Genomic DNA, 25,588 nt, shown 5'->3' on the forward strand with positions numbered 1-25,588 from the left:
GCGCCTCCAAAAGCGCTAGTGAAATTTCGCTCTCATGCCCTAGATTGTTTAGCAAGCTCTGTCAACAAATTTAAGTTAATGAATTTAAATTTTTCCCCACGACATAAGTTGTGGGGAAAATTGACAAAGCAGCAATCTTGATTTCCTCGTTCCTACTTTCCATCGCCTAAAGAGTAGGTCAGGTCAGAAGTCTGCATATCATAGTTAATAGATGATCGCAAAAATCAACAATTATTCACCAGACTTTAACTGTAGAGTCCTCTGTAACTCACTGAGTTCATCTCGATGGGCGACTACAGTAATTTTACTTGAGAAGGTTTGTTCGCTCTGAGTAGTTTCTACTTTGAGCGACACCTTCTCAAGTCTTCCAGATTTTTGCCAATAAAATAGACCGCTTAAAGGCGACAGCAGTACCATAGCCAGAACAAGGGTACTGAGGCGAGGAAAAAGCAGGGATACGACCAGAGATAGACAAACAATACCAGTAGCCGCTAGTAGAGTTAGAAATATAGCTAAGAACCAGCTGGGGCGAACATTACCTTCAAAAGTCACCTGATTTTGTTTTCGGTCTACCTCTGCCACTCGGTAAGACCGCGATCGAAAATACTCTTTTAATTGAGACATTAAAGCAGCTTCGTCTTGCTCAGATACCAGTTGTACTGTTTCTGTGCGGTCTTTAGTCGAGGCACGAATAAAGAAAAACAGCCCAACCGATAACAACAAGGTTAGCAGGAACGTAGATGGCAAAATAGCACTATCCATAACTAATTGTTAGTGTTTGACTGGAGGAGACTTATTCATTATCAATTATTCGTTATACCAATTTGAACAATGATGGCAACAAATGGAGCGCTAAAAAGCGATTACCAGGGACTCTTCCACAATCTAAAATCCAAAATCCAAAATCTAAAATGGTATTACTTTGTCCTCCTGTTGATGTAGTCTTGCCAAAGCAAAGCTAAATCCTGCGCTTGAACTTGCCATTCTGGAGAAACTTGGTACATTCGCCTGGGGCGTCCCCGTCCTTCGAGTTTCTTCCAATATCCACTGATTGCCCTTTGGTCTTCCAGAAATTTGATTGCACTATAAAGTACGGTATCCGAAAGCCTATAGGTGGGATGTTCAGTTTCTAATTGCTCAATCAACTCGGTTCCGTAGGATTCATTTTGTAACAAAACAGACAGTATGTAACAAACTGCTACTTCCTGACAAAGGTAAGTTGGCGGAGGATTTTCAAAGAATTGATATATATCCTCAAGTTTCATAGTTAGTGAATGGCTAAAAAAATGCCTTAGGGTAAGTATATAATCCTTGTAGTCAGTATACAGTGCTACTGCTAAATGAGTAATATATATAAAGCTACTTAGACTAAATTGCCAAAGCGTAAACACCAAATAATTACCCACGCCTGTGAAGTTGTGGGACGAGTTTGCGAGTTTTAGGGGCACAAAATAGTGTACCCCTATCCAAGCTCGATACGGTGTGGTGAGGAGCGAACAGATAGTGGCAAAGTCACTATCTTGGTGTTAAGTGATGCCGAGCTGGATAGAACTGCTTAAGCAATAAAATGCCATCGAAGAAATTTTACAGGTAAAATGCTATTTTGTCTGTAAAACTTAATAAACACTTTGTTTGACAGTGATTTTCCCAATGCAAATTCTCAAAGCTTAGGCTAAGGGATATGTCTGGGTTAAAGCTGCTACGCCTGTAGACACACCTAAGCAGTAAGCATTTCTGATTTCCTGGACAAGAGAATCTCTTGTCTTATTTGGCAAGTGTGATAGTAAATTTATCAAAGAAGACGTAAAGACTAGGAAAGGGAGAGACACAAAGTGCGATACTTCTCAACTAGGCTTTCCGTGTACCTGTGTTTTTGTGTCCTTTGAAAGCGCCCAGCAAATTGATTCACAGTATGTCACAAACTCCCGATGCCCCATCATCTTCCTCGACTCTTAGGGCAATTGCCCAAACTTTTCGCCTTACAGGTTGGATTAGCTTCTGGATTCAGCTAGTACTAGGCGTTGTGTCTAGCATAATTGTGCTGCTGTTCGCCGTCTTTAATCAAAGAAGTGGCAGTCCTAGTAATAATCCTGGGACTGGCTTTGGCGTATTTTTAGCAATTTGTGGACTGGTTGTTTTGGGTGCAGGAATTTATTTAGCTTACCGTTACACTAGAATCGGCAAGCAATTGGAATCCTCCAATCCCAGCAATCGCCCTCGCAAAAGCGAGACTGTGCAAGTATTACGCTTAGGGCTGTGGGTGAATTTAGGGGGAACGCTGGTGACTCTTTTGGGGGCACAAGCGATCGTTGGAACACTGGTAGCAAGATCCATATCTCCTCAAGCTATAACTACCCAACTTTTTGACCCTACCCGGATTATTAGCGGTCTAGATATGCTTGTGGTACAGGCAAACATTAACACTGTTTCAGCCCACTTTGCAGGGCTTGTGGCATCGCTTTGGCTACTTAATCGCATTAACCGAGCTTAACGCTCTTTTCTAACTCTAATGAAAGAAAAAAATGTAGGTTGGGTTGAATAAAGTGAAACCGAACAAAACCAAGGATTTTTTGTGTTGGGTTTCGTCCCTCAAACGCCACTTGCTTTAAGTCGGCAGAGCCGCCCAACGCAGTGGCTCCCCAACCTACCCCGAAATTTATACTCATTGTCTGCTTTCCTAGCTCTGGCAGTGATGCTAGGGTAAAATTCTGATCACAGGTTAAGACTGATTTTTCTAAAAAACTTTGTTTTTCCAGTCACAGCAAACCAAAATTACTATATGCTGGATGCTTGTGTGGTAACTGTATTAACAAGAAGATAGTAGGCTAAAAACTGAGAAAAATCTGTGCTGGATATCAAGCAAATACGGGAAAATCCGCAATTAGTTCAAGAACGATTGAATAGTCGTAGTGGTAAATACGACATTGAACCGATATTACAGTTAGATCGGCAACAACGGGAACTTGAGGGGAGGCGTAGTCAACTCCAAGCCCGTAGCAACGAAATCGGTAAAATAGTCGGGCAAAAGATTAAATCTGGGATCAATCCTCAAGACCCAGAAATTCAAGCTTTGCGGGATGAAGGTAACTCTGTTAAAGCGACGTTGAGTGAACTGGAGCCCCAGGAAAAAGACCTCAAAGCTCAAATTAGCCAACTTGTGTTGGCACTTCCCAACTTACCAAGCGACTCTACACCCCTTGGTAAGAATGAGGAAGATAACGTAGAAGTGCGCCGTTGGGGTGATGAGTACATTCCCCAAAATCCGAATATTCTCCCTCACTGGGAAATTGGCGAAAAGCTAGGTATTCTCAATGTTGAACGAGCTGTAAAAGTTGCCCAAAGTCGCTTTGTGACATTGATAGGCGCTGGTGCGGCATTGGAGAGGGCATTAATTCAATTTATGTTGACTCTCCATACTCAAGCTGGGTATGTGGAAGTGAGTCCGCCCCTGTTAGTGAATACTGAGTCTTTGACGGCGACCGGTCAGTTACCCAAGTTTGCTGAAGAAAGCTTTAAATGTGCTGATGACGACTTGTGGCTGATTCCTACGGCGGAAGTTCCAGTTACAAATCTCTATCGGGGTGAAATTCTCGCTGCTGAAGATTTGCCTATCTACCACTGTGCTTTTACTCCCTGTTTTCGGCGCGAAGCTGGTAGTTATGGGCGCGATATGCGGGGATTAATTCGCCTGCATCAGTTCAACAAGGTGGAAATGGTGAAATTTGTCGAACCCAGTACGTCTTTTGATGAACTGGAGAAATTGGTGGGGAATGCAGAAGCAATTTTACAGGCGTTGCAGTTGCCTTACCGAGTCGTGAATTTAAGTACTGGGGATTTGGGATTTGCCTCTACCAAAACTTATGATTTAGAGGTTTGGTTGCCCTCTTCTGGCAAATACCGCGAAATTTCTAGCTGTTCCAATACTATAGATTTCCAGGCGCGACGGGCTGATATTCGCTTCAAAGAGGCGGGGAAGAAAGGTACTCAGTTTGTCCATACTCTGAATGGTTCGGGTTTGGCGGTGGGAAGGACGATGGCAGCAATTTTGGAGAATTATCAACAACCTGATGGGACGGTGAGGATACCAGAAGTGTTGCAAGCTTATTTGGGACGTGAAGTTTTGTAATTTGTCATTAGAGATTTCCAAGAAAACGAACCACAGAGGCGCAGAGGGCACAGAGAGATGAGGAAGAGAGAGGATTTTTGGATATTTTTTAATTTGCAAGTCCCTTAGTCTTTAGTGCTTGGTCTTTTAGTAATGCCCAATGCCCAATGCCCAATGCCCAATTAGAATGGAGGTAACTATAGCTTAATATTTTCACTAATTTGCTCTATGTCAGTTTTAGCAGCGATCGCAGTCTTGGCTGTTTTGATTTTGGTACACGAGTTGGGACATTTTGTTGCAGCACGTTCTCAAGGCATTCTGGTTAACCGTTTTTCTTTGGGTTTTGGCCCGGTTCTTTTGAAGTACCAAGGTTCACAAACCGAATATGCTATCCGCGCCTTTCCCTTGGGTGGCTTTGTGGGCTTTCCCGATGATGACCCCGATAGCGATGTTCCACCCAATGACCCAAATCTGCTGCGTAACCGTCCAGTTTTAGACCGGGCGATCGTTATCAGTGCCGGAGTGATCGCAAATTTAATATTTGCTTACTTGGTGTTGGCTCTGCAATTGGGTATTGTCGGCATTCCCAAGGAATTAAACTATCAAGCTGGTGTCGTTGTACAGCCTGTTAATCAAGAATCTGTCGCCTACCAAGCCGGAATTCGGGAAGGAGATATTATTCTGGCTGTGAATGGTCAAGAACTCCCGGCTTCTGATAAGTCAACTCCTTTGCTGACAAAAGAGATTCAAACTCATCCTAATCAGCAAATCGAACTGAAAATTCAGCGTGAAAACCAACAAAAAACCCTGAAATTAACACCAAAACTAGGAGCCGATGGCAAAGGTGTAGTTGGTGTCGCACTCAGTCCAAATGCTACGGCAATTTATCGCCGTCCTAATAGTCCTTTTGAAATTTTCGGCATTGCTGCTAATAGATTTCAACAATTATTTGTTGGCACACTTAGCGGTTTTGGACAATTGATTACCAATTTTCAACAAACTGCTGGACAAGTTTCTGGGCCAGTTAATATTGTCAAAATAGGTGCAAAATTAGCTGAGGATAATAGTGCAAACCTGTTGTCTTTTGCAGCAATTATCAGCATTAACTTGGCTATTATCAATATTTTGCCTTTACCCGCCTTGGATGGCGGACAACTCGCTTTTCTGCTAATTGAAGGTTTGCGCGGTAAGCCTGTGCCTGCCCGCATTCAAGAAGGTGTAATGCAAACTGGTTTGGTGTTACTCTTAGGGTTAGGAATTTTTCTGATAGTCAAAGAAACCACCCAATTAACTAGCCAATTGGAATGGGTGCAAAGATTGTTTCAGTGAAGATAGGGAGTGGGAGAGACGCGATTAATCGCGTCTGTACTAAGGAATGGGGAGTCGGGAAAAGAAACTTTTACCTTTAAAGAAGCGATCGCTAGAAATTTTAACTCGTCTGAAGCGTCTTTATCCAGATGCTACTTGCTCTTTGAATTACTCAACGCCAGTACAATTGTTGGTGGCAACTATTCTCTCTGCTCAATGTACTGATGAGCGGGTGAATAAGGTGACACCAGCTTTATTTGGTAGATTCCCTGATGCTGCGAGTTTAGCGATCGCTGACTTGGTAGAATTAGAAAGTTTGGTGCGTTCAACTGGGTTTTATCACAATAAAGCCAAGAATATTCAAGCCGCCTGTCAAATGATTGTCACTGAGTTTAACTCTGTTGTCCCCAACCAAATGGAACAGTTGTTAAAGCTTCCAGGTGTGGCGCGGAAGACAGCAAATGTAGTCCTGGCTCATGCTTATGGCATTCATGTTGGAGTGACGGTAGATACTCACGTCAAGCGCCTGTGCCAACGTTTGGGTTTAACTGAAGCAAAAGACCCCGTTCGGATTGAGCAAGATTTAATGGGTTTATTGCCGCAGCCTGATTGGGAAAATTGGTCAATTCGGCTGATTTATCATGGTCGTGCTATTTGTAAAGCCCGCTCTCCCGCCTGCGTTGCTTGTGAACTTGTTGATTTATGTCCTGCTGCTAATAAGCCAGTAATTGTAGGGTAAACGAAACCAGTAACCCCAGAATTGATGGGGAGACTGTAGAATGGAGAACGGTGTCTTTAAATAAGTTAGAGAATATATGGCAAAAAAGAGCTTGATTGAGCGCGAGAAAAAGCGCACCAGGTTGATAGAAAAGTACGCTGACAAGAGAGAAGCTCTCTTAGAAGAGTTCAGAAGTGCAGCATCTCCTCTGGATAAGCTGGAAGTCCACCGGAAGATTCAACAGCTACCCCGGAATAGTGCGCCCACCCGCCACCGCAACCGTTGCTGGTTAACTGGTCGTCCTAGAGGTGTTTACCGCGATTTTGGACTGTCTCGGAACGTGCTGCGAGAATGGGCGCATGAAGGTCTTTTGCCTGGAGTTGTTAAGTCTAGTTGGTAGTCAAGAGTCATTAGTCATTAGTCATTAGTCATTGGTAAAGAGCAAATGACAAAGGACAAATGACAAATGACAAAAATTATTGACCACAACATTTATCAATTCCTAGACTTTCTAAGAGTAGATCGCTGACGGCGTTAGCGATCGCAAACTCTCCATAGAAGCTATTGGAAAAATCATACGACTGCATCTCTGTGACAATGGCAATTACCAGAGAACCAAGGTCGTTTTCTCCTTCCATCCGTTGACGCACAAAAATCTGTGCGGCTCGTTGGGCAATATTTTGGTTGACTGCTTCGGGGATAAATTCGGTATCTAGCCACCGTTGTAAACGCTCTCGTAACCATTCACCTTCGAGCAAAGGATTTTCAGGGGGTGGTAGGGTGATGGGTGGTATTGGTTGAGTCATTTTTTTAAATGCAGAAGGACGCGGAGAGAAACGCAGAGGAACGCTGAGGTTGACTTTTAGCATCAAATTGCGTTTCTCTAGATTTTTTTTTATATTTATTTATGCAATATGATATCGCGGCTATTGTTGAGGGCTATGCACAAGGCTATTTTCTCATGGCTGATGAGTGCGATCGCCTGAGTTGGTACGGAAGTCGCGATCGGACTTTTATTCCTTTGGATGAGCGATTTCGTTACCCCAAGTCTTTGCAGCGCGTTCTGAATCAAGAACGGTTTACTGTGGCGATTAATCGGGACTTCCAAGCTGTGGTAGCTGGGTGTGCTGACAGAGAGACAACTTGGATTTCACCGGAATTGCAAAAGATTTACTGGCTACTTTACCAGAATGGTTATGCTTATAGTTTTGAAACTTGGCAGGGTGACGAATTAGCTGGGGGAATTTTAGGGATTGTCATTGGTGGCGCTTTCATTGGCGAGTCGATGTTTTACCGCATTCCTGAAGGTTCAAAGGTAGCGATGGTTAAGTTGGTGGAAAGATTGCGCCAGAGGGAATTTGTGTTTTTTGATGGCCAAATGATGAATCCCCATTTGGAAAGATTTGGTGCTTATCGGGTTGGGGATAAAGAATATCAAACTTTACTTAAGCAAGCGTTGCAACGTCGCTGTTTTTTGGTATAGTTCCGTAAACTTTTTAACATTAGAAAATTTAAGCGCAAGCGTAGTCGTATTATTCAAGAAATAGAGCAAGAATATAGAGCCAATAAAGGAGCATACTTTCCATTTACTATATGCCCAGATTGCTATCAAGAAACTCTGATTACTCTTGGGGAATTTGAGGGTATATGTAGCAACTCAGAGTGCAATAGTCTTAATCCTCTAACAGAGTGTGGTAGATGTGGGGAAGTCATGACAGGTTTTTCCTGGAATTTTGGTTTCTGTGAGTCTTGTTCCGAGTGGATGGATGAACAGTAGTACTATGCACCACAGCATAACAATTCGGTTGGAGTGGACGGTCGAAAGTTGTGATGCTGAGTTTGGTCGTGAGAAAATAGGGTAGAAAACTAGATAACATTCATGCCCAGGAAAATTCGGGAATTAAAAGCTCAGATTGCGCGTGAAGGATTCGTTTATCTGCCTAAGCGTGGCAAAGGTAGTCATGAGCGTTGGCGACATCCTTTGCTCAAAAAAACACTAACAATTCCCGGTAAGGATGGAGACGATGTGCCAATCTACCTAGAAAAACAGTTAACAAGTTTATTAACTCAACTCCAACAGTTAAGGGAGGACGAGGATTCATGAATCGATACAGTATGATTCTTCAATGGTCTGATGAAGATCAGCTTTTCCTAGTCACCATTCCAGAGTTTGCCGAGCGCGTTATTATGCCTTGCACTCATGGCCAAACTCGTGAGGAAGCTATTCGTAATGGCGAAGAAGTGATTGAAATGTACTTGGAAGCTTGGCAAATAGAAGGTGAATCTATTCCTGAACCTAGCACGCTTCAAATTGCCTGATTACCATTCCAAAACCAAAGAAATTTTTACTGCTTATATGCCTCTAGTGAACTGTGGGGTGTTGGCGATCGCAGTCTAACAAAGCTACTGCACCATAACGTAGTTTGAGGTTTCTTGGGCTACCCTAAAGTTATAATCGGTAAACTAGCCTTGCTATGAGTGTTCTAATCTCAGACGAAATTCTACAAGCATCTCAGCTTACCCCAAGCGAGTTTTGTCAAGAACTTGCGCTGTTCCTATTCCAGACAGGACGCTTAACGATAGGCTATGCCAGTCAGCTAGCGGATATGCAACCCAAGACCTTTCGCCAACTCCTCAAGCAGCAAAACATCCCTCTCTACTCCTACGACGTTGAGGACTTTGAATTGGATTTGAAAAACCTGCGAGAGCTTGGAAGGCTGTGATTGTTATCAGCGATACGTCGGCAATCACAAATCTACATCAGAGTTTAGAGTCTCTCCAGCCCTATACAATCAGATTTTAGATATGGTAAATGAAGCCTGATCTCTACAATCAGTCCAGCAACCAGCTAAATAAACCTTCTATTGTTAGGCTGAAATCTTTAGCAAATTCTGGCACTGGTAATTGTGTTCCTAGTTCTTCGTAAAAAGTGGTTGGTTGATCTGGCAAGTAGACAAACACAGATTGTTCTTTAGGATCAATCAGCCATCCCATCTGAGTTCCATACTTCAAGCAATGCAGAATATTCTTGGTAACTTTAGTTTGACTTTGATCGGGAGATAAAATTTCAATTGTCCAATCTGGGGCAATTGAGAAGATGTTAGCAACCCTACCATTTTCTTGGCGGGGAATTCTGTCCCAGGTAAACACAGAAATGTCAGGCACAATTGAGCGATTATCGCCAAAGCTACAGCGAAGTTCACAGAAAGCCCGCGCAATTTGTTTGGGTTTTACAACCAAGTTAATTGCAGGTGCTAACTCGGTTTGAATTGCGCTGTGTTCTCCTTGCGGCATCGGTTTTTGGATGATACGCCCATCAATGTATTCACTGGCAGGTTCTGTCTCTGGCAGATCCAGAAATTCACTTAAAGTCAGGGGTTTAGCAGGGGTCTGTACCATTTAAGGTTTCCTTACGAGGGGTAAGTTGTACTACTGCTATTTGTTATTCTACAAATGGATCAATCAGTTAAGAAAATAGGATAGAGAAATAGATAAAATTCATGCCCAGGAAAATTCGGGATTTAAAAGCCCAGATTGGGCGTGAAGGATTCGTTTATACCCTTTCTTCAGTAACTAATGTCAGACTAACCCATTCACCTTTCTCGTTGTAGCTGCGAATCATCCGTTGGCGGAGGTTTGGTTGAATTAGCCAACCTACTTCCAGAAATAAGGGTTGACGTAACTGCACCTTGAGAGGAGAAGTTGCAGAAGCGCCATCTGGTAAAAGTAATACTTGCACCTGCTTTTCTGGATCTTGGTCAAAGAGAATGAGGGGATCTTTGATGGTAGCAGTTGAGGTAATTTGACGATCGCTAAAAGAAGTACTTTGAATTAATCGCCCAGTATCATCTAGTAGTAATTTCAAAGTTGTAGAGTAAGTATCAGACGAATCTCCTTCAAAGACGCTACGCGATCGCAAATCTCGATATATTGTCACTGCTTGGCCAAGCCATTCTCCCAACAAGTCATTTATCTGCAAAGTTGGACGTTCTGCGACTGGGGTTCCAGCTAGATGTTCTCGAATTAAAATTAATTCCTTTAGCTGACCAGTTTTATCAAAGAGTTGCACCAGACGTAAGCGGCGATTTTCATGAACCAAAGCGAGTTCTCCACCGAATTCGGAAAAGGGCCTTAGCTGAATTAAACCTTCAGAAAACGAACCATTTTCAAAAAACAGCAGACCTCCTTCCACAGAACTAAATTCTCTGATCACATCTTGTCCTGAACGGCTCAGAGTTAGGCGCACTGTCTGGTTATTGTTCAAACCTTCTAGGGAAAGACAGCTAGGAGTATCTTTGAGAAGTGTCCCTTGGGGAGAAAAATTGGTAAATGAACCTTCCCAAACACCGAGATTCTGCAAAAAACATTCCCATTGCGATTTCATAGCGATTTCTTCCTTTACCAATGCCCAATGCCCAATGACCAATGCCTAACCTTTAGCAAAACGTCGGACAGCAAATAAGCTCCCCATTAATCCTACAGCTGCACCGAAACTTAAGAGAATTAGGGGCAATAATAAAATTTCTGCTGTAGTGAGTTGCACTCCGTCGGTGATGACTTGGATAAACTCAGGTTCATTGACTAACAACTTACCGAGAAACTCTTGAATCAGAGAAATGAAACTCCAAGCGATCGCACCACCAAATAAGCCAAAGGTAATTCCTTGTAAAATAAACGGCAGGTAAATCCAAGCGGAAGTTGCTCCCACCAGTTGCATAATTTCAATTTCCTGGCGACGCGCCATGACAATCAGCCGAATTGTGGTGGTAGTCACTGCGATCGCACTTAAAGTCAGAATAATCGTAATTGTTAGAGTAATCCAGTTCAGACCTTGGTGCAATTGGGAAATACGTTTAACTGCTTCATCGACATACTGCACCGTCTCAACTCCTGGTAACTTAGCCAACTGCGTTGCTAAAGTTGGTACAACTTGAGAATTACGGGCTTTTACCTTTATCTCATCAACTAGAGGATTCTCACCTAGCTGCTGAGTAGCCCCCTCAATATCAGAAATTCTCATTTCCTTAACTAACTTAGTCCAAGCTTCCTCTTTGGTAATGGTTTGTATCGCCGCCACTTCAGGCATTTTTGCGATCAGTGGCTCAATACTTTCGATCCGCGTATCCGGTTGGAGATAAACTGATACTTCTAGCTGACTACCAAACTGATAGAGGAGTTTTTCGACTTGCCAAGAGGTTTGCAAACTCAACCCAAATAAAAACAGTAACACCGTCACAGTACTTATAGCTGCCCAATTCATCCAACCTCCCCGCAATAAACCCAAAAAAGTTTCTTTGAGCAGATAGTCAAGTTTCGTCAGAGATTTAAACATACATCACCCCAGTCAATAATTCGTAATTCGTAATTCGTAATTCATAGTTCCCAATTCCCCACTCCCTACTCCCTACTCCCTAGCTTGATAGAATTAAAGTAGTAGGAATTTTCACCATTTAGCCATTGAGACTCATGCCCTCTGAAATTGCTGTAGAGAAAAAAAAGTTAAAAAATCCACCTTTGGAGCTTCATTATTTAGGCGATCGCGTGCTGCGTCAAGCTGCAAAGCGGATTTCTAAAGTAGATGACGAACTCCGCCAACTGGTGCGCGAAATGCTGCAAACTATGTACAGCAAAGATGGCATTGGTTTGGCTGCACCCCAAGTAGGAATTCACAAACAACTAATTGTCATCGACCTGGAACCAGAGAACGCAGCTAATCAGCCCTTGGTGTTGATTAACCCCACCATTAAACAAGTCAGCTGCGACATCTGTGTTGCCGAAGAAGGATGCTTGAGTATTCCCAATGTATACCTGAACGTGAAGCGCCCCGAAGTCGTGGAAATTGCCTATAAAGACGAGTACGGTCGTCCCCGGACATTAAAGGCTAATGACCTCCTCGGACGCTGCATTCAGCACGAGATGGATCACCTCAACGGCGTGGTATTTGTAGACCGTGTAGAAAACTCCTTGAATTTAATCCAGGAGCTATCTAAGAATGGCTTTTCGTATCAAGCGGTGAAACCAATAGCATAGGGGGCTAGTAGTGTATTTAACTCCAAAAAGCGGTTTATTTTTGGGTGGTTCTTGTGTAAGTGCGATCGCAGCCGTAGGTTCGATTTTTGAACTCAGTTACGGACATCCCGATTTTGGTGTCCCAGTCACGGCGATTATCCTGGTATTGAGCATTCCACTCACCGGATTATTTTTCTTTGCCGCAGTTAAGGACGCAAGGGCTAACATGAAATAAGCATCAGGTACATAAAAAAGGTAAAAGGATGAAAGAAACACAAAGTTTATCCTTTTACCTTTTATTTTTGCTCTCCATCTTTCACTGCTGCTAAAACAAGTATTGGGCGAATAGAATAGAGCCTCCGGCACGCTGACGCGTAGCTTGCTTCTCCGTAGGAGTACGCTACTACACAAACTCTCGTCCACCGACCTGGACTAATACAAAATCAAGCGTTTTTAACCTGCGTTCGCGTAGCGTTCCGTAGGAAAGGCAGGTTTTGTCTGTGTAGCCAAGCCAGTGCGGTCTTGGGGGTTTCCACGCCACTTCCTTCAACGGGGGGAACCCCCGCAACGGAGTGGTGCCCCATGAGCAACTGGCGTGCGATTTCCAATCGCCAGAGCTAGTAATAAAATAGAAGAATGCTGTCAACTCCCACTCAACTACTGCGACTGTCTCAAGGACAACTGAACTTACTAGAAGCTTGTCCGCGTAAATTTCAACATACCTATCTAGAAAAACTCAATTCGCCCTCAAATCCAGAACAAGAAGAACGGCAAACTTTGGGTAGTCGCTTTCACTTGCTAATGCAGCAGCGAGAAATGGGTTTGCCAATTGATAGTTTCTTGGAAGCAGATGCTCAACTGCAAAGCTGGATGCTAGGTTTTGCCGATGCAGCCCCAGAAATTTTAACGGCTGCATTTGATAATCAAACTTTCCGTGAGAGTGAACACTACCGCACTCTGCAAGTTCAGGACTATTTGCTGACGGTTGTCTATGATTTATTGATTGCAGATAACCAACAAGCGCAAATTCTCGACTGGAAAACTTATCCTAAACCACCTAATCAACGCAAGTTAGAATCCAACTGGCAAACACGGCTTTATCTGTATGTATTGGCAGAAACTAGCGACTATTTACCAAAAAATATTTCGATGACTTACTGGTTTGTCCAATCTGAAGGCAAACCGCAAAATATTAAATTTAATTACAATACTGCTCAACACACACTAACAGCAAAGAAACTTAATCAACTATTAAACCAGTTAACTAATTGGCTGGAAAATTACCAAAATAACCAGCAGTTTCCTCAAGTGGTGGAGGGTAGCAAAACCTGTGATCATTGTCAGTTTGCCAAACGGTGCGATCGCACACAAGTTACTGAAGAAGCAGTAAAAGACTCATTGCCAAATTTTGACAGCATTCAAGAAGTCTCGCTCAACCCTATACATTAGAGGATGTTTGTAAAATCCAATCGGGGTATAAATAAATTACAACTTCTAAATCTATGTCAAGTTATGTCAAACTTTGACGAAACTGAAGCCATTTATGTACGCGAATTAGGAATTGATGACATTGCTCCCGTTTACCACTTGGGAGAAGGGTTATTTACCAGCGATTTATATCCTTATTTATACCGCACTTGGGACGAATGGGAGGTGATTGGACTTTACAACACCGATCCAGAATATTGCCTTGTGGCCGAAACAGACGGAGAACTAGCGGGATTTATTTTGGGAACCATCATCACCAAAGCATCCTGGACTTACGGTTACATTTTATGGCTGGGAGTTAGTCCGAGATTTCAGCGTCGGGGAGTAGCAGACAAGTTGGTTGATAAAGTCGTCGCCCGGATGATTGAAGATGGGGCGCGGTTCATGTTGGTAGACACCGATCCCACCAATACTTCAGCATTAAAGTTTTTTAACCGCAAAGGTTTTGGTAATATCCGCCAGCATATTTTCTTGTCGATGAATTTAAGCAAGCATGAATATTATGGCAGATTAATTGATTACGAACACCAAAAAGCTGAAAGAGCAGGTTACAAGCGATCGCGTCCTACTATTCGTTCCCGTAAACCTGATAGCGTCGCTAATGAAGTCGTCCTCAATCCTCTAGTGAATGAATCTCAAACAACCGAGGATCAATCTCCAATCTAACTTAACTTTATATGCCAGAACAACAGCAGTGGACTATAGCAGCAACCGAACAACCCCCGCAGTGGTTCATTGAAGCGGTGAAACAGCATACACCCGCATCAAGTGGAATATATGCAGCGCAATTGTTTTGGCAACGAGGAATTAAAGATCATCAACAATTAACAGCTTTTATCAACTATAAAGCTTATCAACCAGCAAGTCCCTTTGAGTTTGGGCAAGAAATGCACCTAGCGATCGCACGGTTGCAACAAGCAGATAACGCCAGAGAAAAAATTGCCATCTGGGGAGACTTTGATGCTGATGGAATTACCGCCACATCTGTACTTTGGGATGGATTAGGGCAATTTTTCAAACAAAATACTCAGTTAATTTACTATATTCCCAATCGCCTGAAAGAATCTCACGGACTCAATAATCAAGGGATTGATAACCTTGCAAAACAAGGTTGCAAATTAATTGTTACTTGTGACACAGGCAGCACAAACATTGAGGAAATTATCTATGCCAAACAGCTAGGCATAAATGTAATAGTTACAGACCATCACACCTTACCCGCCGAACGTCCACCGGTCGCAGCGATTATCAATCCCCGCTATTTGCCAAGGGAACATCAGCTGTTTCATCTTTCTGGGGTGGCGGTAGCTTATAAGTTGGTGGAAGCACTATATCAAACCCTGCCTAATGTGGCAAAACATCCGTTAGAGGATTTATTAGATTTAGTAGCAGTCGGATTAATTGCCGACTTAGTGCAGTTAAGTGGAGATTGTCGCTATTTAGCACAGTTAGGAATTCAACGACTGCAAGCAGATTTTCAACAGCCAGCAGCAGCGCGTCGGCGTCCAGGGGTAGGGCGATTATTAGAATTGTGCCAGAAAAGTGGCGATCGCCCCACAGATATTTCCTTTGGTTTGGGGCCAAGAATTAACGCCGTCAGCCGCATCCAAGGTGATGCCAGTTTTTGCGTTGAATTATTAACTAGTCGGGATGCTAAACGTTGTAACGAACTAGCCGAAGTTACAGAACTCGCAAACGCCCGCCGCAAATCTTTACAAAAAGATGTGCAAGCGCAAGTAGCACAAAAACTTACTCAATTAGACTTATCAACCACCAGCGTCATTGTCCTAGAAGATGCCCAATGGCCTGCGGGTGTATTGGGCTTAGTCGCCGGACAGGTAGCACAAGAAACAGGTCGTCCGACTATTTTGTTGAGTACAGAGAAAGTAGGGGGAGATGAGGGAGATGGGGGAGATGGGGGAGATGAGGGAGATAGGGGAGATAGGGGAGATGGGGGAGATCAAGAAGGAATTTCCCCCTCATCCCCCTCATCCCCTCCCCTCGCTCGTGGTTCCGCCCGTTCGGTGAATTCTGTCGATTTATACCAACTGGTGAAAGACCAAGCACATTTGTTACATCGCTTTGGGGGACATCCCTTTGCAGCAGGTTTGAGTTTGTTGGTGGAGAACATTCCTTTATTTACAGCTGCGATTAATCAGCAGTTGCGGCAATCTTTAGGTACTACAACTCTAACGCCAACGGTGCAAGCAGACTTGACGCTAACAGTCGCAGACTTGGGGAAAGAGTTATTTTTGGAACTTAAACTGCTAGAACCTTGTGGAATGGGTAATCCTGTTCCGAAATTGCTAATTCAAAATTGCTGGTTTGAAAATTCTTGGCATCGCAATCAGCAGGATTGGCAAGGGAAAAAGGTACAGTATATTAAAACCGAGTTTGACATTCGGGATGATTCCAGCAGAAGTGTTTTTCCTGGTATATGGTGGGGACACTACAAAGATGAATTACCTATAGGAAGGTGTGATTGCATAGCAGAACTAGACTACAACACCTTCAAAAAACGTTATGAAATCAGATTAATTGCCGTGCGTCCCAGTGTTAACTCAACACTCAACACTCGGAACTCACCACTCATCTTAGACTTACGGAATCAGGAACACTCAGCACGGGCTAAACAACAGCTATCCGCTAATAGCACTCAGCACTCAGCACTGATTATTGAAGATTGTCCCACAAATTGGGATGATTTACGCGCGTGGTTGCGGCGATGTCTAACAATAAGCCGCTCTACATCTGGGCTTGACAATCAGCAACAATTAGCGATCGCTTGGTCTAAACCTAACCCTCAACCACCCAATCAAATTTGGCTGACTCTTGTCGGAATTGCCAAATATCTTAGTCGCACAAATCAACTAGTTACCCGCGTCCAACTTTTAGAAAAAATCGGCATCAGCGACCAAACCTTACTTGTAGGAATCAAAGCTTTAAAAGATTTAGGTTTCACAGTCAAGCTACAAGACCGCTATTTGCAAATCACCTGGCATCCAAGCGATAATGCAGAAAACTTTGCCGACCCAGCAGTTGCACGATTTTTAGCTGCTGTGCGAGAAGAACAATTTCAGCGACAGTATTTTGCTGAAGTACCTTTATCTACTATTGTGGCGATCGCAAGCTCTGACAATTATTAACCCAAGTTGCGGGTTATCAGACTGCGAGTGAAAAGCACCTTAAGAGGAATGCGATCGCACGGAGATTGGCCAAAGGAATCTCATTTCGGGACTAGATCAGGCGTTGCGACAACAATCGGACAAAAAACAACGCGCTTACGTATAATCCTGATCAATTAACCCAGTTATCACAATTGCTCAATTGGTGGATACTAACATCTAAAAAGCACGGCAAGATACAGGGTTCTGCCATGAACCATGAGGTGTGGTGGGTGCATTCGCTGTGAGTTCCATCTCCCCTTTGGCATTTATCACCCACCCAGTAGCTTCTACAATAGGTTTTAATGTAGCAGTAGTTGGTTTGGTAGTAACAGATGGAATCTTGCGGTTGTCAATGTTTGGGTCGAGAGTTACCCAATCCACCAGAACAGCATTAGGAGAAAGAAGGTCATAGGGATTGCGGGGTAAACCGCCACGTCCAGTGATGATAAATGAACTAGCTTTTTGCTTGCTTCCGGGGTTACAGCTAGTGTCAATTTGTTGGGGCGCATCAACTAGATTTCTGGGCAGTTCTACGCTCAGGGAGTAACGCACTCCACTACCAAAAATCCCTTTGGCTACAATGTTAATGACATCGCCCCAACCAGTGAAGGCATTAGGAATGATGTCGCTATTTTCATTAAGAGTGGCGACGATGAAGCCATTTGGAATATGGAGCGTCAAATTGCCGCCGTTTCCACCAGCCTGTGCAGTGCCTGAGACAGCAGATATTTCACTCGGACGCTGCAACAGCAGTAAATCCTGTACCACTAAAGTAATGTTCCCTCCATTAGCCGCTACTGAATTAGCTAAAAGTTTTCCTTGGTTGTCTAGCCTGATAGAGCGAGCCGCAACTTGTAGGTTACCTGCACTCCCTGCTCCCAGACTACTCACATTTATTTCAGCCCCATTCCGGACACTCAACTTCTCAGTTTGAATGCTCAAGTTTCCGGCATTTCCGGTGCCAAGACTACTAGAAAACAAGCCGCTTGGAAGATGATTGGCATTTGTGCCATTCAGTTCCACAGACTCACTTGCGTTTACATTTAAATTTCCTCCCCGACCTGCACCATTAACACCAGTTGATATTTGTGCCCCATCTTGCACAATCAACTTCCCAGTGTTAATGCTCAAGTCTCCGCCATCTCCGTTGTCAATAGTACCAGTAAACAAGACGCTTGGAAACCGACCATCGGCAGAAATGCCACTCAGTTCCACAGACTCACTTGCGTTCACAATTAAATTTCCTCCCTGACCTGCACCATAAACACCAGTTGATATCTGTGCCCCATCTTGCACAATCAACTTCCCAGTGTTAATCCTCAAGTCTCCGGCAGCTTGGGTATTTTGGGTCGCTGTCAACAAGCTGCTGGGAGAACCACCTACTGATCTACCAATAAGTTGCACAGAGTCAGAGGCAGTCACCGTTAACGTTCCTCCCAATTTTGACTCTAGAGTATTAGCCACAATCTCTGAACCATTAGTTAGCACAATGCGCCTACCTAGCAGTTGGATATCGTTGCTACTGAGTTCAAGTCTGGCTTCATTGTTAAGCAATACATCAGCTAACGGTATACTATTCGGAAAACTCAAACGCAGATTGTTACCATCGACATTTAGCCCTACCACGCCAGGGCCAGCAACACCTGCTATCTCTACTCGACCACCCTGCGCCTTCAAATTACCGCCATCCAAAATCAGATTACCACCTACTAGCGCCAAAGTTTTACCTGACTGTACCTGTAAACCAACGGTTTCACCGCTACTATCGTTCGCCTTGGATTCATTCAAGATGCTTGCCGGATTCCTCCCGTATTGCAAGCCAATAGGAACACTCACAGTCAGTAGGGGTGTTGTTTGTAAAGAAGTGGCACTGAACTCAAAACTATCAGCAAATTTGACTGCACTCGCCGTACTTGCCAAGAAAGAACCACCGATATTTAGCGAAGCATTAGGCCCAAAAATAATCCCCGACGGATTAATTAGAAACAGGTTGGCTCTACCATTAGCACGAATCAAACCATCAATGTTAGAAACTGAACTACCCGTTACCCGACTAATGATATTCTGAATATCTGAAGCGTTGTTGAAGTAAGCCTGACTGTCAGCGAGTACAGAAAACTGCTCAAAACTGTGGAAAAGATTACTTCCAGCTTGAGTTCCTCCTTCAATAATTATGGTATTCCCCTTTAATTTGAGAGTGGAATTATTAGGCAGAGTGCTATCAGGCGTAATTTGAGCAATAGCACAATTTGCAAAGAATGCGTATGCACCAGCCAGGACAATACAATTAGCCGCGAACATTGAAGTTATGTTCATTACGATTGCAATTAACCAAAATCCCTATTAGGGATTGAAACTGGAAAGTCCCAACAATGACAATACCACAATTTATAATTGCAATTAACCAAAATCCCTATTAGGGATTGAAACCCGTCAGCCAATCTCAACATGGCTGCTGAATAATATTGCAATTAACCAAAATCCCTATTAACCCAAGTTGCTAGTTATTTGAGAAAGCGATGTCTACGACGGGCTATGACGCTCTTACGAGAGATGACTCGCTACCGCTTCTCTACGAGACGCTGCGCGAACGTTATCGGCGTCGCAAAAGCAATAAAATCCCCTCCAGTCAGAAAAAACGGAGGGGAGTATGCTAAATGAAATAATTACCGTCTATAGTATTATCGATGATTTGTTAAAAGCGATTGGGTATAGTCAAGACTCTCAAAGAGAGATAAGTGATGCAGAAATTACTACAACGGTAATAACTGCGGCGATGTTCTTTGATGGCAATCAGCAATATTGCTTACAATTACATGAAAAACAATCATCTTGTTGCCAATATGTTAGAAAACTTGGCTTGGTTTGGCTACGCGATCGCAGCGACCCTTCAAATATCAAAAAAAAAGCCTCTATTCATTACTGAATCAGGCTTTTGAAGTTTTTTATTAAATTTGCACCGAGAACTTCAGTTTAATTACTGAACAGTGAATCCTTCTGGTCTGATCGCATCTTCCAAATCAACCCCCATCAGGTTAACTCCCTGGATGTTTGCATTTGTAAGATTTGTCTTTTCCAAGTCTGCGCCCTGTAGGTTAGCCGTTTGCAGATTTGCTCCCAACAGGTTAGCTTTCTCTAGGTCTGCATCAAATAGGTTTGCTCCCACAAGGTTTGCTCCCAAAAGGTTTACCTTGCCTAAATCTGCTCCTTGAAAGTTAGCCCCTTGTAAGTTTGTTTGCTGTAAGTTAGCTCTTTCTAAGTCTGCATTTTGTAAGTTAGCACCCTCCAAGTTTGCTGTTTGCAGGTTTGCGTCCTTGAGCAATGCTCCAGTCAGGTTACACCCGACACATTCATTGGTTTGTAGTAAATGTCTAACGTTTTCTGCTACAGATACTATTGGGGATACAACCGGAGATATTACTGGTGCTGCTAAAGACTCCATTGGTGATGTCTCTGGAGATATTTCTGGAGCTAGTTCAGATTCCGTAGGTATGGATGGTGTTAGTGTTTGAGCTTTTACGCTGGGTTGGTCAAGCAGAGAAAATCCTGCTACAAGTACCAGAAATACTGCTGTGATGAGCCACTGAGCTAATTTTTTGGAATTTGATTGATTCATTAGTTCCTTCCTATGATGATTCGTAGTGGTGGGCTTGCTTTTATAGGAGCCATCAATAATGTGCTTTATTCTCACTTTAGATAAGTTGATTGATAAGAGCAAATATTATTTTGATTCAAATTGATAAATTCAAGTGATTAAAAAATCTTTGGAGATGTCAAACGATCGCTGATTTTTTTGGTTAAATCAAAGATATAGCACCCATCAATAATTTCGAGTTTTCCGAGCAGGTGCGTCACCGAATAGCCCCTCGTAGACATCGCCTCATAGCTAATTGGAAAGCATTGCCAGACTAGGTAAAAGTCGATATGTTTCACTTTTAATTAAGATAGAGAGTCCCAAGTAAATTAAGACAAACGGGAAGATTTTCCGACCATAGCGAGTTAAAACCGGAGTCATCAGAGGATTACGAGTCAGGTTGTAAGACAGTAAGCACCACACCCCAACAGTGAAATAGCAAGCACACAGAATTACACCCAAACTTGGAAGATTGCTACTGGCAAACAACGGTACATAAATTCCAATGTTGTTTCCTCCATTGGCAATGGTGACTGCGGAAACGCGGTAAGTTTGCGGATCGCGGATGGTTGCTAATAGTGATTTCTTCTGGCGTCCAGATTTGGTAGGAGAAGTTAAATCAACTGACACAGCTTGCACTGTCTCTTCCTGTTGTTCTCGACTGATGAGATTACTGATACCAATGGCGACGGGAAGCAAACCTAGCAAACCAATCCAAGTAGTTGGAATAATCATACCGCCGAAGAAACCAGGGAGACTAGCACATACTAAGGCAGTAAATCCCATAAATTCACCGATCACAATATGCTTAGGACGAAAGCTGCGATTGACTTTTCCGAAGAAAGCTGTCAAATATAAATTGTCGTCAAAGGTGGTTGCAAAAGCAGCAGAGATTCCAATAATAAATGTACTAATTAGCCAAGTCATAATTGTTGCTCACAATATATTTCAATGCTGTTTGTCTTAGTCCTTCTCTATGAGGGCAGAGAAGGAGATTTTCTGACTGTTTTACCTAACGAAAACCGATCGAGGTTCGTTAGTTATTAGCCAATTCCCCAGTTCTTAGAGGCGCTCACCTCTAATCAAATTGGTGATTTTTTTCTCAGCAAGGTACCTTGGGAGCTCATGAAGTCAATATTATGGCTTTCAACCAAATAAGAGCAAATACTCTTGTTTTTTAAAAGGATAAACAAAAGTGATTGACAACTTGCTCATCTGTTTTGCTCGTTACCATGCTCCGCCTGGAAACGAGAGAATACCTAATACTGAGCTATTGTTTGAGAAACTTCTGTGCGTAGTTTAGCGCCGTAGGCATCGCTCCTATTGAAGAGATGCTAAGTGGTCGGTAAAATTTGAGATATTCTTGACCGCTAGCGTTCAACATCGGTTAATATGACTAATCGCGCTCTGGCTTGAGTTTTAAAATTTACAGTAATGTTTTATGTTTAACTTGTAATTATGCTAACCAGTGTTGACCGTTTATTATTTGTCCGGCGAGTCCCGATTTTTAAGGAATTGCGGGATGATTTTATTGTGCGGCTCACTTCAGTAATGAACGAATTGTCATTTCCAGCTAATTACACGATCTTTCGACAAGGAGAAGAAGGGCGATCGCTCTATATTGTCGTGTCAGGTCGAGTTAAAGTTCACATTGGAAATAAACAACTTGCAGAGGTGGAACAGGGAAAATACTTTGGTGAGATGGCAGTATTTGATACTCAACCTCGTTCCGCCACCGCAACGACTCTGGAACCTTGTGAATTTTTAGAACTGACACAAGAGCAACTTTATGATGCGATCGAAGAAACTCCCGAAATTGCAGTGAATATCATTCGTGAGTTATCCCGTCTGATTCGCAGATTGAATGACGATATGAATGTAACAAATCCCCCACGAACAAATCCGGGGGGGTTTAGCAGAGAGTAAGAAATAGTGGTTTGGTTCTTGTGTAGGTTCCAAAACACTACTAAGTACAGTTTCGCTTACAAACGTAGCGTTTTTAATGCAGGGGAACGCGTTAACATTCTAAGTCAATGCATTGGCATTGTATCGGGATGTATTTTATTCAAATTTCTCTAAGTCTTTCATGAAAGAAACATTTTATGACTATATTGTTATTGGTGCTGGCTCTGCTGGGAGCATAGTTGCCTCAAGACTTGCTGCTCATAGCTCAAATATAACTATTCTCCTTATCGAAGCTGGAGGCAGTCCAAATAACTCACAAATGTGGACACCAAGTGACTGGTATGAAGTTTTGACTAACTATCCCGAAATTGAGTGGGGTTATAAGTCAGTAAGCCAACCAAACTTAAACAATCGTTTTATTAGCCTACCGCAAGCAAAAGTTTTAGGAGGGTGTGCGCTACATAATGCTATGGTCTACGTGCGAGGTAGCATCTCTGATTTTGATGCGTGGGGACAGGTAGCGCCGGGTTGGTCATGGAATGATGTTAGACCACACTTTGAGGCGGTAGAGAAGACCATGAAAGTGATAAAAGGAGAAAGAGATGAGTTCATTGAAAACTTGTTTGCTGCCGCCGATCAAAGTGGTTTGACTTATAATTGTGACTACAATACCAATTCGAGTCAATATGGATACGCTGAATTTCAATTTAACGTGATTAAGACACCCAGTCTGACTCGATAAACCACATATAGCACTTTCCAACCAAAGAGATATCAAAATGTAATCGTGCTAAGTCAGGCTTTTGTAACTCAAATCTTATTCGATAATTCAATAGCAGTTGGTATTAAATATATTAAAGATAATCAAGAACAGTTTGCTAACGTAAACAAGGAAGTTATTTTAAGTGCAGGTGCGATCGCAAGTCCAAAAATCTTAATGCTCTCAGGTGTCGGCGACGAAAACGAATTAAAAAAACTTGGTATTCCTGTAGTTGCGAATGTTCCGCAAGTCGGTAAAAATTTTCACGATGACCTTTTTGTTAGTGTCGCATTTTCTATACCCAGTAATCGAGATTTGCCTTTTTATTCTTACGGTCTAGCACCAGCAGTTATCTTTGACTCTACAGAAAACAGTAGGGATATTATCGACATAGAAACCAGTGTAGGTGTTGGAACCTTGAAAGGTTTGCCACCTGAATCTAGGTATTCTTTTTGGTTGTAGCCAAACTTAATGCACTTGAAAAGTAAGGGAACTGTTACTTTGTCCTCAAAGAATCCTAAAGACGCTCCCCTCATTGACCCAGGGTATCTTACTGAACCTGAAGATATAGAGAAGTGTAAAAAGGCGCTGAAGTTAAGCATACGCATTTGCACACAAACAGGTTTAGACTCATGGCGTGAAGCGCAAATCACTCCACAACCCGGTGAAGATTTGGAGGACTATATCAGACAAACCGCTAATACAACACAACATTATTGCGGAACTTGTAAGATGGGATCTGACGAGAATTCCGTCGTGGACACAGAACTCAAGGTGCGTAACACCTCTAACTTACGCGTAATTGACTCTTCCGTGTTTCCGCTTCCAATAACTGCAAATACGGCGGCAGCAACCATGATGATTGCTCATAAGGGAACTGACATCATAATTTCTCATTCCGGTTTTTGAAGACCAGCGAGTTTCGTGAGGGACTCGCTGAGTTTACTAGTGTCAATGAGAATTCTGATTATTTAAACAGATTTGTTTGGGCTAACAGTTTGAAAAAATGCCCTGACCTGGCGTTAGTAAATTATCTGGATCATAACGTCGCTTTGCAGTTAGCATATTTCCCCAAACTGGACGAAAATGCTGCTGCCAATCATTATGGGAGAAAGACAGGGCGTTTACAGGATATTGATAACCACCCAAATCACGATTACGTTCAAAGAGTCTACGATTATCATTGAGCATTTTTGTAATTACAGAATCATCTGGTGGGACTGCTGTTCGCAATATGGCAAAGAGAAACACAACAGAACGGTTTGGAACCCGGAAATTGGGTAGCCCGAAGCGTTTAGTTTTAACTGGATACAGCAGAATTGGACCTTCACCTGTGTCAGCTAGCGTTAACGTGGCAGCGACTTCACCAACAAAACTGTTAACTGCACTACTGGGTACAAACAGGTTTAACCAAGGATGAGGATAAGACCAAACACCAATAGATTTGAGAAAGGTAACTGTAGGAGCTAAACGGTTGAGAAAATCAAAGTAAGATTTATCTTCTATTTGTTGTGTACCGCGAGTATAATTTAACCCTGCAAGCAACAGGTTATTATTAGGTACAGAGGGAGGACTGTAAAAGCTAGCCGCTTCTAGCAGATAACGCCATCCACCAGCATTATTAGAAACTAATTGACCTTCTACATAGTTGAAGCGCTGATCATTTATGATTTCGCATTGGTCACGAGTAAAGGTAGCTAAATCGTCATAATACAACTGAAAAACACGGGCATTGGTAGTGGCGGGAATTAGCTTAACAGTTGCCTGTACGATAATTCCACATTGACCTAGCCCTGCTAGTACTGCTGTAAATAAATTGCGATTGTACAACAGTGAACAAGTTTCGAGATCACCAATACCTGTAACTACCTTCAGTTCTAAAACATTGTCAACTTGCACACCATAACGATGAGTTGCACCACCAATACCCCCCACTGATAAAGTGCCGCCGATAGAAAGTTCGATGTAATCGGTAAGAACGGGCGGTGTTAATTCCTGCACAAGTGTTTGTTGCAATAACTGACTCCATAACACTCCAGCATCAACAATTGCTCGGTCTGTACCAATGAAATGAATCTTGTTGAGCGTACTTAAATCAATGACAATGCCTGCTTCTACTTGTGACTGACCGTAGGTAGAGTGACCCTGACCGCGTGCGGCAACCTTGAGCTTGTGAGTCCGAGCGAATTTAATAATTTGAACAATATCCTCAATTGAGCCTGGTTTAAGTAATGCTATCGGTTGACGATGCACGATATTACCAAAGTCAATACTGGCATCAGCAAGTGTCGCATTATCGGTGTAAAGCACTCCATCTAAGGAAGGTAAACTTTCAAAAACAGATGTGGCACTGGCAGATGTTACCCAGGAACGAGTAGTTAAATCAAACCCGATCACAATTGTAAGCTGTTCCACATTTAAGTCGCATAAAATAGCAACAAGATAAACCAAGGGTGTGTGCATCATGCCAGTAAAAAGATTCCTGAAAGCGGAA

General features: G+C 42.8%; 27 protein-coding genes and 2 pseudogenes. 18 read left to right on the forward strand and 11 right to left on the reverse strand.

The window, feature by feature from the left end:
* Window positions 1-231: 231 nt before the first annotated feature.
* Entirely contained in the window at window positions 232-762 is a 531-nt protein-coding gene (locus tag V7L05_RS25600; protein ID WP_335168278.1) for a cofactor assembly of complex C subunit B, read from the reverse strand.
* Between the two features lie 155 nt (window positions 763-917).
* On the reverse strand, window positions 918-1,265 hold the full coding sequence (locus V7L05_RS25605; protein WP_335168280.1) for a PadR family transcriptional regulator: 348 nt from the start codon (window positions 1,263-1,265) through the stop codon (window positions 918-920).
* A gap of 647 nt (window positions 1,266-1,912) precedes the next feature.
* Between V7L05_RS25605 and V7L05_RS25610 the strand changes: the two genes are divergently transcribed.
* Entirely contained in the window at window positions 1,913-2,491 is a 579-nt protein-coding gene (locus V7L05_RS25610; RefSeq protein WP_335168281.1) for a DUF3611 family protein, read from the forward strand.
* Here V7L05_RS25610 and V7L05_RS25615 read toward each other — a convergent pair.
* Complete coding sequence (locus V7L05_RS25615) at window positions 2,478-2,666, reverse strand: hypothetical protein (protein WP_335168283.1); 189 nt, start codon at window positions 2,664-2,666, stop codon at window positions 2,478-2,480. The two genes, V7L05_RS25610 and V7L05_RS25615, sit on opposite strands and share 14 nt — an antisense overlap.
* A 179-nt stretch (window positions 2,667-2,845) precedes the next feature.
* On the opposite strand from V7L05_RS25615, the gene serS reads away from it, so the two are divergent.
* From serS to rpsN, 4 genes are all read left to right on the forward strand, one after another.
* Complete coding sequence (serS, locus tag V7L05_RS25620) at window positions 2,846-4,126, forward strand: serine--tRNA ligase (protein WP_335168285.1); 1,281 nt, start codon at window positions 2,846-2,848, stop codon at window positions 4,124-4,126.
* A 207-nt stretch (window positions 4,127-4,333) separates the two neighbouring features.
* The gene (rseP, locus tag V7L05_RS25625; RefSeq protein WP_335168287.1) at window positions 4,334-5,434 is read left to right on the forward strand and encodes an RIP metalloprotease RseP; all 1,101 of its coding nucleotides are present in this window, start codon (window positions 4,334-4,336) and stop codon (window positions 5,432-5,434) included.
* Window positions 5,435-5,480: 46 nt separating this feature from the next.
* Window positions 5,481-6,152, forward strand: a complete 672-nt coding sequence (gene nth / locus V7L05_RS25630; protein WP_335168289.1) for an endonuclease III — start codon at window positions 5,481-5,483, stop codon at window positions 6,150-6,152.
* 76 nt (window positions 6,153-6,228) lie between these two features.
* On the forward strand, window positions 6,229-6,531 hold the full coding sequence (gene rpsN / locus V7L05_RS25635) for a 30S ribosomal protein S14 (RefSeq protein ID WP_334889407.1): 303 nt from the start codon (window positions 6,229-6,231) through the stop codon (window positions 6,529-6,531).
* A gap of 76 nt (window positions 6,532-6,607) precedes the next feature.
* Here rpsN and V7L05_RS25640 read toward each other — a convergent pair whose 3' ends face one another.
* Window positions 6,608-6,937 carry a hypothetical protein gene (locus V7L05_RS25640; protein ID WP_012410384.1) on the reverse strand — a complete coding sequence of 110 codons (330 nt, stop codon included), beginning with the start codon at window positions 6,935-6,937 and terminating at the stop codon, window positions 6,608-6,610.
* Window positions 6,938-7,038: 101 nt separating this feature from the next.
* Here V7L05_RS25640 and aat point away from each other — a divergent pair, with 101 nt between their 5' ends.
* From aat to V7L05_RS25660, 4 genes are all read left to right on the forward strand, one after another.
* On the forward strand, window positions 7,039-7,614 hold the full coding sequence (gene aat, locus V7L05_RS25645) for a leucyl/phenylalanyl-tRNA--protein transferase (protein ID WP_335168291.1): 576 nt from the start codon (window positions 7,039-7,041) through the stop codon (window positions 7,612-7,614).
* A gap of 396 nt (window positions 7,615-8,010) precedes the next feature.
* Window positions 8,011-8,235 carry a type II toxin-antitoxin system HicA family toxin gene (locus tag V7L05_RS25650; protein ID WP_335168292.1) on the forward strand — a complete coding sequence of 75 codons (225 nt, stop codon included), beginning with the start codon at window positions 8,011-8,013 and terminating at the stop codon, window positions 8,233-8,235.
* A complete protein-coding gene (locus V7L05_RS25655) occupies window positions 8,232-8,450 on the forward strand; it encodes a type II toxin-antitoxin system HicB family antitoxin (RefSeq protein WP_335168295.1) in 219 nt (72 codons plus the stop codon). Before V7L05_RS25650 ends, V7L05_RS25655 begins: the two co-directional genes overlap by 4 nt.
* Before the next feature lie 155 nt (window positions 8,451-8,605).
* A complete protein-coding gene (locus V7L05_RS25660) occupies window positions 8,606-8,854 on the forward strand; it encodes a UPF0175 family protein (RefSeq protein WP_335168297.1) in 249 nt (82 codons plus the stop codon).
* Between the two features lie 109 nt (window positions 8,855-8,963).
* Here the strand turns inward: V7L05_RS25660 and V7L05_RS25665 are convergent, their stop codons facing one another.
* The 3 genes from V7L05_RS25665 to V7L05_RS25675 form a co-directional block, all read right to left on the reverse strand.
* Window positions 8,964-9,530, reverse strand: a complete 567-nt coding sequence (locus tag V7L05_RS25665) for a Uma2 family endonuclease (protein ID WP_335168299.1) — start codon at window positions 9,528-9,530, stop codon at window positions 8,964-8,966.
* Between the two features lie 154 nt (window positions 9,531-9,684).
* Window positions 9,685-10,515, reverse strand: a complete 831-nt coding sequence (locus tag V7L05_RS25670; protein ID WP_335168301.1) for a DUF3598 family protein — start codon at window positions 10,513-10,515, stop codon at window positions 9,685-9,687.
* Window positions 10,516-10,560: 45 nt separating this feature from the next.
* Entirely contained in the window at window positions 10,561-11,463 is a 903-nt protein-coding gene (locus V7L05_RS25675; protein WP_335168303.1) for a cell division protein FtsX, read from the reverse strand.
* A 134-nt stretch (window positions 11,464-11,597) separates the two neighbouring features.
* On the opposite strand from V7L05_RS25675, the gene def reads away from it, so the two are divergent.
* The 5 genes from def (at window position 11,598) to V7L05_RS25700 (ending at window position 16,774) form a co-directional block, all read left to right on the forward strand.
* Window positions 11,598-12,161 carry a peptide deformylase gene (gene def / locus V7L05_RS25680; protein ID WP_335168305.1) on the forward strand — a complete coding sequence of 188 codons (564 nt, stop codon included), beginning with the start codon at window positions 11,598-11,600 and terminating at the stop codon, window positions 12,159-12,161.
* A gap of 10 nt (window positions 12,162-12,171) precedes the next feature.
* The gene (locus V7L05_RS25685; protein ID WP_335168307.1) at window positions 12,172-12,375 is read left to right on the forward strand and encodes a hypothetical protein; all 204 of its coding nucleotides are present in this window, start codon (window positions 12,172-12,174) and stop codon (window positions 12,373-12,375) included.
* Between the two features lie 401 nt (window positions 12,376-12,776).
* Window positions 12,777-13,589: a PD-(D/E)XK nuclease family protein gene (locus tag V7L05_RS25690; RefSeq protein ID WP_335168310.1), complete on the forward strand. Its 813-nt coding sequence runs from the start codon at window positions 12,777-12,779 to the stop codon at window positions 13,587-13,589.
* Between the two features lie 63 nt (window positions 13,590-13,652).
* Window positions 13,653-14,294 (forward strand): GNAT family N-acetyltransferase, encoded by a 642-nt coding sequence (locus V7L05_RS25695; protein WP_335168312.1) that lies wholly within the window; start codon window positions 13,653-13,655, stop codon window positions 14,292-14,294.
* 11 nt (window positions 14,295-14,305) lie between these two features.
* Window positions 14,306-16,774, forward strand: coding sequence for a single-stranded-DNA-specific exonuclease RecJ (locus V7L05_RS25700; protein ID WP_335168314.1), 2,469 nt, complete (start codon window positions 14,306-14,308; stop codon window positions 16,772-16,774).
* Between the two features lie 198 nt (window positions 16,775-16,972).
* On the opposite strand, the gene V7L05_RS25705 is transcribed toward V7L05_RS25700, so the two are convergent.
* On the reverse strand, window positions 16,973-19,111 hold the full coding sequence (locus V7L05_RS25705) for a two-partner secretion domain-containing protein (protein WP_335168316.1): 2,139 nt from the start codon (window positions 19,109-19,111) through the stop codon (window positions 16,973-16,975).
* Window positions 19,112-19,445: 334 nt separating this feature from the next.
* On the opposite strand from V7L05_RS25705, the pseudogene V7L05_RS25710 reads away from it, so the two are divergent.
* A pseudogene (locus tag V7L05_RS25710) lies at window positions 19,446-19,647 on the forward strand (IS982 family transposase); the annotation flags it as partial.
* A 125-nt stretch (window positions 19,648-19,772) separates the two neighbouring features.
* Here the strand turns inward: V7L05_RS25710 and V7L05_RS25715 are convergent.
* Together V7L05_RS25715 and V7L05_RS25720 are read right to left on the reverse strand one after the other, a co-directional pair.
* Complete coding sequence (locus tag V7L05_RS25715; RefSeq protein WP_335168319.1) at window positions 19,773-20,411, reverse strand: pentapeptide repeat-containing protein; 639 nt, start codon at window positions 20,409-20,411, stop codon at window positions 19,773-19,775.
* Between the two features lie 270 nt (window positions 20,412-20,681).
* Window positions 20,682-21,356 carry a cadmium resistance transporter gene (locus V7L05_RS25720; protein ID WP_335168321.1) on the reverse strand — a complete coding sequence of 225 codons (675 nt, stop codon included), beginning with the start codon at window positions 21,354-21,356 and terminating at the stop codon, window positions 20,682-20,684.
* Window positions 21,357-21,887: 531 nt separating this feature from the next.
* On the opposite strand from V7L05_RS25720, the gene V7L05_RS25725 reads away from it, so the two are divergent.
* The 3 genes and pseudogenes from V7L05_RS25725 (at window position 21,888) to V7L05_RS25735 (ending at window position 24,003) form a co-directional block, all read left to right on the forward strand.
* Window positions 21,888-22,355 carry a Crp/Fnr family transcriptional regulator gene (locus V7L05_RS25725; RefSeq protein ID WP_335168323.1) on the forward strand — a complete coding sequence of 156 codons (468 nt, stop codon included), beginning with the start codon at window positions 21,888-21,890 and terminating at the stop codon, window positions 22,353-22,355.
* Window positions 22,356-22,515: 160 nt separating this feature from the next.
* Window positions 22,516-23,556: pseudogene (locus V7L05_RS25730) on the forward strand (GMC family oxidoreductase).
* 9 nt (window positions 23,557-23,565) lie between these two features.
* Window positions 23,566-24,003 (forward strand): GMC family oxidoreductase, encoded by a 438-nt coding sequence (locus tag V7L05_RS25735; protein ID WP_335168325.1) that lies wholly within the window; start codon window positions 23,566-23,568, stop codon window positions 24,001-24,003.
* Between the two features lie 81 nt (window positions 24,004-24,084).
* Here the strand turns inward: V7L05_RS25735 and V7L05_RS25740 are convergent.
* Window positions 24,085-25,588, reverse strand: a 1,504-nt coding sequence (locus V7L05_RS25740) for an FAD-binding protein (protein WP_335168328.1), incomplete at its 5' end; no start/stop codon positions are given.

It is taken from the genome of Nostoc sp. (assembly GCF_036917755.1).
GTDB lineage: Bacteria > Cyanobacteriota > Cyanobacteriia > Cyanobacteriales > Nostocaceae > Nostoc.